Raw genomic sequence first — 7,777 nt, forward strand, 5'->3', positions numbered from 1 at the left:
ACTATGCCACAATATAACTACCCAAGATACAAAAGAGAAATCGCTGGACAAACACTAAATTATCTAAGTGCTATACCTATGTATAATAAAGGCTTAGATGAACTTAAACTACAAGAAAATACAGAATATAATCTAAATTATAAAAATGAACATTATCTAACTATCTCTAATTCTACTATAGGAAAAGATAATACCGATGCAAAAGCAAGAAATGAAATCACTTTAAAAAATGATATAGACAAGGAAGAATTTTACATTTTAGCACAAAAAGATTATAAAGAAGAAATAGGCAATAACTATGAGCAAACTATAAAAAATAACAAAACCTCAGAAGTAGGAGCTTTATATACTGAATTTATTACCTTAGGGCATATGCAAAATATCATAGGTTTTAAAAATGTCAATGTAGGTGCGCAGTATCTAGAAAATACCCTGCTTTCTAAAGATACTAATGTGGGTTTAAGTAATACTTTGAATGTAGGAATTAGTAATGAAGTCAATATCGGACAAAATCATGAAGAAAAAATAGGAAATGATAAAAGAGTAATCATCAACAATAACCTAGAGCAAGATATCAAAAATGATTTTATCCAAAGAATAGGACATAATAAAAATGAAACCATAAAAGGTTCTTATGTGCTTCAAACCAATCAAAGTATAAAATTTCACTCCAAAAAAGATCTAAGCATAGAAACAAATGAGTATTTCAAAGCTGAAGCTGATGATTCTATTAGTTTTAAAGCTAAAAATAATTGTTCCTTTACGGCTGATGAAATAAATACTTTAGCTAATAAAGAAAGCACTTTAATAGCACAAAAACGAATCATCTCTCAAGTAGGTGAAAATACCACCATCACACAAACAAAAGATAAGATTATACTTCAAGTAGGAAAAATGCAAGTAATTATAGATGATAAAGGTTTAAGGGTAAAAGGAGGTGATTTGAGAGCAGATTAAAAGCAATTTTTTTAAATTAAAACTAAAATCACAAAGAAACCCAATTTATAAAAAAACTAAAGGAAAAACAATGAAAACATTAGAAGAAATATTATCTTTAGAAGAAGATGTAGATAAATATGTAAAAAACTTATGTTTAGAATTTTATGATCTTGTAGAGGCTAACAAACTTGAAGAAGTTAAAGAATTTTTAAAAGATTATCCTGTGCCTGAAATATTTTTTGAAAAATGCTATACACCTTATTGGGATAGTGAAAACAAAAGAGCTATTATCGATCCTGTTATCGCTTTAGCTTGTGCAGGAATTGCTTATGATAAAAGTAAAAGTTTTGAAATGATGGAGTATTTTGAAAATTTAGGACTTAAAGCCAATGAAGTGTGCTTTGGATACAATGCACTTAGTAGGTATATTGATAGAGATGGAAAAAATAAAGAAGTAATAGAGTATTTTTTTAAAAAAGGATGCACATTTGAAACTTATAATGAAGAAAGCGGCAGCACTCCTTTACATGAATGGATATTATGCGGCGAAGAAGTGAAGTATTTAGAAGAAGCTTTAAAACTAGGAGCAAATCCTAATATGAGAGCCATTAAAACAGAAAGTGAATTTAGCTTTACTAATACAGGAGAAACCCTTTTGCATAGAGCTGCAGAATCTGATGAGAAACCTATAGGAGCTTGTGTGGAAGTGCTAATCAAATATGGAGCTGATGTAAATGCGGCTAATTGTTGTATAAGTGATATTGAAGATGGAAAAATTGAATATTATGATCCTGCTACTCCATTGGATAGAGCTAATACTTGCGATATAAATAAAAACATAAAAATCTTAAAAAAAGCAGGAGCTAAGACTTGGGAGGAATTGGTTGAAGAATACAATATCGATACAAGCTTAGAAGAACCAGAACAAATTAAAATGTATGAAGAAAGAAGAAAGAAGAAAAAATAAAGGAAAAACAATGGATTTTAATACCGATATTTTAGAAAGCTTAGATGATTTCAAAGCATTTTTAGACACAAAACCTAATAAAGAACTCCTAGAAGCAGTAAAAAATCATATAGATGATTTTATGGAAGGTGCATATAATAATTTAGATCCAGAAAACTACGAAGTTGCTTTTGAAGAAGATACTGGTATACCTTATGATGAAGCAGATGAGGATGAATTTAAGGATTGGTTTATTAAAAATGTGCTTTGTCATGATGATTTAAGTGAGATTTATAAAATACTAAAATCACTTGTTAAAGATTAAAACTCATTTTATAAAGAAAGGAAAAACAATGAAAACATTAGAAGAATTAATAAATTTTGAAGAAAATTCTTCAGAAGAATATTTAGAAGAATTATGTTTAGAATTTTATGATCTTGTAGAGGCTAACAAACTTGAAGAAGTTAAAGAATTTTTAAAAGATTATCCTGTGCCTGAAATATTTTTTGAAAAATGCTATACACCTTATTGGGATAGTGAAAACAAAAGAGCTATTATAGATACTGCTATCACTTTAGCTTGTGCAGGAATTGCTTATGATAAAAGTAAAAGTTTTGAAATGATGGAGTATTTTGAAAATTTAGGACTTAAAGCTGATGAAGTGTGCTTTGGATTTAATGCACTTAGTAGGTATATTGATAGAGATGGAAAAAATAAAGAAGTAATAGAGTATTTTTTTAAAAAAGGATGCACATTTGAAACTTATAATGAAGAAAGTGGCAGCACTCCTTTGCATGTTTGGATATTGTTTAATCATGCAAATTATTTAGAAGAAGCTTTAAAACTAGGAGCAAATCCTAATATGAGAAGTATTAAAACAGAAAATGAATTTAGTTTTAGCGATGCAGGAAAAACCCTTTTACATAGGGCTGCAGGAAGCAAAGAAAAACCTATAGGAGCTTGTGTGGAAGTGCTAATCAAATATGGAGCTGATGTGAATGCGGCTAATTGTGGTATAAGTGATATTGAAGATGGAAAAATCAGCTATTATAAACCTGCAACCCCATTAGATAGAGCTAATACTTGCGATATAAATAAAAACATAAAAATCTTAAAAAAAGCAGGAGCTAAGACTTGGGAAGAATTGGTTAAAGAATATGATATAGATACAAGCTTAGAAAGAATAGAACAAATTAAAATGTATGAAGAAAGAAGAAAGAAGAAAAATTAAGATAAAAAACAAAAAAGGATTTTTCATTGGAATTTAATGATGTGAAATTTAAAATCAAAGAATTTGAAAGTGTAGATATCATCAGTGGTTATTCTCTTGCCTTTTATTTGCCTAAAGAAGAGCATATGATAGGAGAAGAAAACAAGAATAAAAACCAAAAAACAAAAAAAGATGAATATCGCATCAATAAAAGCAAATCTTTAGAATATATACAAACAATCAATGAAGAAAAAGAAATTGAAAAACTTAAACTTCAAAGCAATGAAAAAATCAATGAAGAATTTGATAAATTAAAAGATGATGCTTTGCCTGCTAAAGGATATAAAAGAAAAGATTATGAATACGATGTATTTTATGATATTTATACAAGTGATGATAATATAAAAAATCATATAAGATCATTTTCAATAGATAATGGCGTGGCAACAGTAACAAAGGATTTCTTGAAAGAATTTTATGAAAAATCTTTCAAGAATGAATCTGGTTATAAATGGTGTCTTATACCTAGACTAATCTGTGATAAAGGAGAATCTAGTTTTGATCCTGTGCCTATTTTAAATAGCAGCTTTGTCATTTCAGAATTAAGTAATATTAAGCAAAAAACCCTTACTTTTCAAAGAAAAATAGCCAATGTGGAACATCCAAGTCATTTTGCTTTACAAAGTCCTAAGGTTTTTAAAAGTATGCTTGAAAACGAACAAAGCTTTGCTTCTTATGGTGGTAAAGAAAAACAAATAAAAGATCTTTTAAAAAGCGCACAACATAAGCTTGAAACCATTAAAAAAGCAGATGGAATTTCTGAAGAAACTAAGGAAGATTTGCAGGAAAAACAAAAAGAAGAAGTTGAAAAATGCAAAGAATTAAAAAATAATAAGAAAAAAATTTCACCTAAACTCATAGGAGATACGGGAGAATATGTTGCTTCTTTGCTTTTTGGGAAAAGATCTACACGCTATTTAAGCAATCAAAGAAAACTAGATGCGAATTTTAACATTCATAGTTTTAATCATACTATACCTGATTTTTTAGTAAATATTAATGGTATTCCTAGTTTAGTCGAAGTTAAAAATGTCCAAGTTCAAAGTCTAACAGAACAAATAAGTTTTGAGTTAAAACTCGCTAGAGAATATGAGCTTGATTACATCTTTGTGTGTAATCATTATACACATTTAACAGAAAATGTAACAGGAAGTGTATTGACTCGTGAAGAACATGAAAAACTAGCACTCGATGGAAAAAAAGTAGGTGAGTTTAATAAAGAAACAAAAAGATTGAAAAAAACAAAGGTGGTAGAAATCCTAAATGAAAAGGATAAAGACAAGCAAAATTGGTCTGAAGTATCAAATATTCAAACTTCTCGTTTGAGAATTTTTTCAGAAAAAGGTGGAGATTGTGATGCAAGAAGTGGCTTTATCTACCATAGGCATTTACATAGAAGCATAAAAACTGCTTTTAAAGAAATATATCTACATCATATAAAAGGAGCAACACCTAATAAAATAGTAATAAAAAGATTAAATTTAAATAATGCAGAAGAATTAGAAGAAGTTTTTAATGAAAATAAAAACCTTCAAAAAAGTTAAAGAAGTTTTGTGAAAATCAAAAGGATATAAATGCTAAATAACATAACAATCAAAGGCTATAAATCTATAAAAGATTTATCCGAATTTGAACTTAAAAATTTAAATATCTTAATCGGTGCAAATGGTGCAGGTAAAAGTAATTTTATCTCGGTATTTAAAATGCTTAATGCATTGTTTAATAAAAATTTGCAATTTTATACACAAGATAAAGGACCTGATAGTTTTTTGTATTTTGGTAGAAAAGAAACAAATGAGATATATTTTAAATTTACTTTTGGTAAAAATAGTTATTATGCTACTTTAATTCCAACAAGTGAAAATAAACTTATGATATCAAAAGAATATATTTTCTTTGATGGAGATTATAAAAATTATGAAGAACTCATAGGAAGCAATCAATTAGAAAGCAATCTTTCAAAAATAATGGAGCAATCTTATTCTAAAAAAGTGGCACAACATGTTATAAGTGAAATTAAGAAATGGAAGCTTTATCATTTTCATGATACTGGAGATACATCTAAAATGAAAAGCATATGTGATGTAAATGATAATCTTATATTCAAAGAAGATGCACAAAATATAGCAGCTTATCTTAAAATGCTCCATGATAATCACAATAAACATTATGAACAAATTTTAACTACTATACAAGATATTGCTCCTTTTTTTGGGGGATTTATTTTTAGAAATAGTGATAATATACAATTAGAATGGTACCATAAAAACGATCCTGATACTCCTTTTAAAGCACATATGCTTTCTGATGGAACTTTAAGGTTTATATGCTTAGCTACTTTATTGCTTCAGCCTTTTGAGCTAATGTCAGGAACAATTATTATCGATGAGCCTGAATTAGGACTACATCCTTATGCGTTAAAAATTTTAAGCGAGATCATTAAAAGAGTAGCTCAAGAAAAACAACTCATTATTTCTTCTCAATCTGTAGAACTGATAAATCATTTTGAAGCACAAGATATTATAGTTGTAGATAAAGAAGGTGATCAATCTATTTTTACAAGAATGGACAATGAAAAACTACAAACTTGGCTTGAAGAATACACACTTGGAGAAATTTGGGCTAGTAATCTTATAGGTGGGAGACCAAAATAATGTCAGATATTATAAGATGCTATGTAATTTGCGAAGGACAAAGTGAAGAAAAATTTATCAATGAAACTTTAAGTCCGTATTTTCACAATGTCAAAATTTATCTCACTCCACTTACAATACCTACATCTAAAGGACACAAAGGCGGTGCGCTTTCGTATGATAGAGTGGTTGATTTTATTGTTAAAAAATTAAAACAAGACACACAAGCTTTTATGACAACTATGTTTGATTATTATGGATTAGATGATGAATTTTTAAAAGAAAATAAAGCTAATACTGATATATATGAATATATTGAAAAAATACAAAAAGATTTTGATGAAGCAATTAAACAAAAATGCGATACAAATAAATTTTTTAGCTATATACAACCACATGAATTTGAAAGTTTGCTTTTTAGTGATATTACAAAAATCATTGAAGCAGACGCTGAATGGGATGAAAAACTCATTTGCGAATTAGAATGTATTATCGAAAAATACAATAATCCAGAATTAATCAACAATAGCAAGGAAACAAGTCCGTCACACAGGCTAAAAAAGATTTTTTCTTCTCCTAGTTATAAAAAAGTTTTGCATGGTAGCAAAATTGCCAAAGAAATTGGTATAGACAACATAAGATTAAAATGTCAACACTTTAACAAATGGTGTGAAAAAATTGATGCTTTGAAAGCTTTTAAATGAAACAAACATTAAGTGCCAATCAGGTTAGCTTTCATCTTTTATCTAAAAAAACTTTTAGTGATGAAAAATACCTTAACGCTTGGAGTTTAAAAGGTAATCGCCTTAATTTACAAGAATGGCTTGATTTTAAAAAAGCTAATGAAAATAATTTTTATAATAAACATTTAGAAAATACCTTAAAAGCTATACAAGAACTTAAAGCTTGTTTTAGTATTGATAAATTTGAAGGTATAAATCTACACAGTGAGGATGAATGGTTAAATTTTTTACCTTCAAATTATACTCAAATTTACAATCGTTTATGCAAAGATAAAAGCAAATACATTTTACATAGATATTATCAAAAAGATGAATTAAGTGAAATAGGAACTCTTAAAAACCTCTCCCCTAATTTACCTTTTTGGGATGAAAAAGGAGAAAATTTCTCTCAAAGCCAAATCAATACTCTTATAGAAAAAGATAATCTAGCACCCTACTTTAATAAATATGATATTTATTTCAACTCATCACTATACCTTACTTTTAATCTTAATGATGAAAATTTAAATTATCTAGTAAAAAATTATGAAGATAAACTTAATTATGGCTTTATCTCAAAAACTCAAGAACAACTTCAAAAAGAGTTAAATTTAAGTAAAGATGAAAAAATCATCTTAGAACTTGAAAATATTTTTTTAAGTCTTTGTAAAGGCATAAGTGCTGATTATGCCTTTATGGATTTTTCTTATTTTTTTGCAGGGTATGATTATATATTAAATTCTAAAAATAATACTTTAAAATCTTACCCTATTAGTTATGATGAGTTAATTTATAAAAGAAGCTTTAAAGAGCATATAGAAGAATATGCAAATAATTATTTTTTAAATTATTATTCTAAAGAACTTTTAAATGAACTTGAAAATCAAAACTTAAATAACAATAGAATAAATCATTATCTTAAAAACTATAATAAAATTCCAAAAAACACAGAAGAAGAAAACATACAAGGTATGCTTTCTAAGCAAAAAAATGTAAATATCAACTTTGTAAATTTTATAGATTATAAAGACTATGTTTATAATAACAAAGATGATTTTTGGAATTTCTCATTAGAAAAAAACTCTATACTTTGGCAAAAATTTCTAAGCAAGGATACCATAAAACCTTTTCCTTCAAATTTTGATTGTTCTTTGGAAGAAAAACTTCTTTATGCTAAAGATGAGCAATTAGAAAGCATACTTCAAACCCACAAGGCTTTTTATGGCTAAAAAAAGAAAAATAACTCTTCCTAAAATAGAAGCTATT

8 protein-coding genes are annotated in these 7,777 nt (G+C 27.5%); all 8 read left to right on the forward strand.

Going from position 1 to position 7,777, the window contains the following annotated elements; all coding sequences use genetic code 11:
- Nucleotides 1-957: bacteriophage T4 gp5 trimerisation domain-containing protein (locus L8Y18_RS08225; protein ID WP_263660008.1), on the forward strand; the 957-nt coding region annotated here is incomplete at its 5' end.
- A 70-nt stretch (nt 958-1,027) separates the two neighbouring features.
- Complete coding sequence (locus L8Y18_RS08230) at nt 1,028-1,906, forward strand: ankyrin repeat domain-containing protein (protein ID WP_263660007.1); 879 nt, start codon at nt 1,028-1,030, stop codon at nt 1,904-1,906.
- A gap of 10 nt (nt 1,907-1,916) precedes the next feature.
- Entirely contained in the window at nt 1,917-2,210 is a 294-nt protein-coding gene (locus tag L8Y18_RS08235; protein WP_195672374.1) for a hypothetical protein, read from the forward strand.
- Nucleotides 2,211-2,238: 28 nt separating this feature from the next.
- Nucleotides 2,239-3,117, forward strand: coding sequence for an ankyrin repeat domain-containing protein (locus tag L8Y18_RS08240; protein ID WP_263660006.1), 879 nt, complete (start codon nt 2,239-2,241; stop codon nt 3,115-3,117).
- A gap of 26 nt (nt 3,118-3,143) precedes the next feature.
- Entirely contained in the window at nt 3,144-4,700 is a 1,557-nt protein-coding gene (locus L8Y18_RS08245; RefSeq protein ID WP_263676638.1) for a putative toxin, read from the forward strand.
- Between the two features lie 30 nt (nt 4,701-4,730).
- Nucleotides 4,731-5,810 carry an AAA family ATPase gene (locus L8Y18_RS08250; RefSeq protein ID WP_263660004.1) on the forward strand — a complete coding sequence of 360 codons (1,080 nt, stop codon included), beginning with the start codon at nt 4,731-4,733 and terminating at the stop codon, nt 5,808-5,810.
- Nucleotides 5,810-6,493 carry a DUF4276 family protein gene (locus tag L8Y18_RS08255; protein WP_263660003.1) on the forward strand — a complete coding sequence of 228 codons (684 nt, stop codon included), beginning with the start codon at nt 5,810-5,812 and terminating at the stop codon, nt 6,491-6,493. Before L8Y18_RS08250 ends, L8Y18_RS08255 begins: the two co-directional genes overlap by 1 nt.
- Nucleotides 6,490-7,740, forward strand: coding sequence for a hypothetical protein (locus L8Y18_RS08260; protein WP_263660001.1), 1,251 nt, complete (start codon nt 6,490-6,492; stop codon nt 7,738-7,740). Before L8Y18_RS08255 ends, L8Y18_RS08260 begins: the two co-directional genes overlap by 4 nt.
- Nucleotides 7,741-7,777: the final 37 nt, after the last annotated feature.

Origin of the sequence: Campylobacter sp. CNRCH_2007_0968H (assembly GCF_025773245.1) — a bacterium.
GTDB classification, from domain to species: Bacteria; Campylobacterota; Campylobacteria; order Campylobacterales; family Campylobacteraceae; genus Campylobacter_D; species Campylobacter_D lari_D.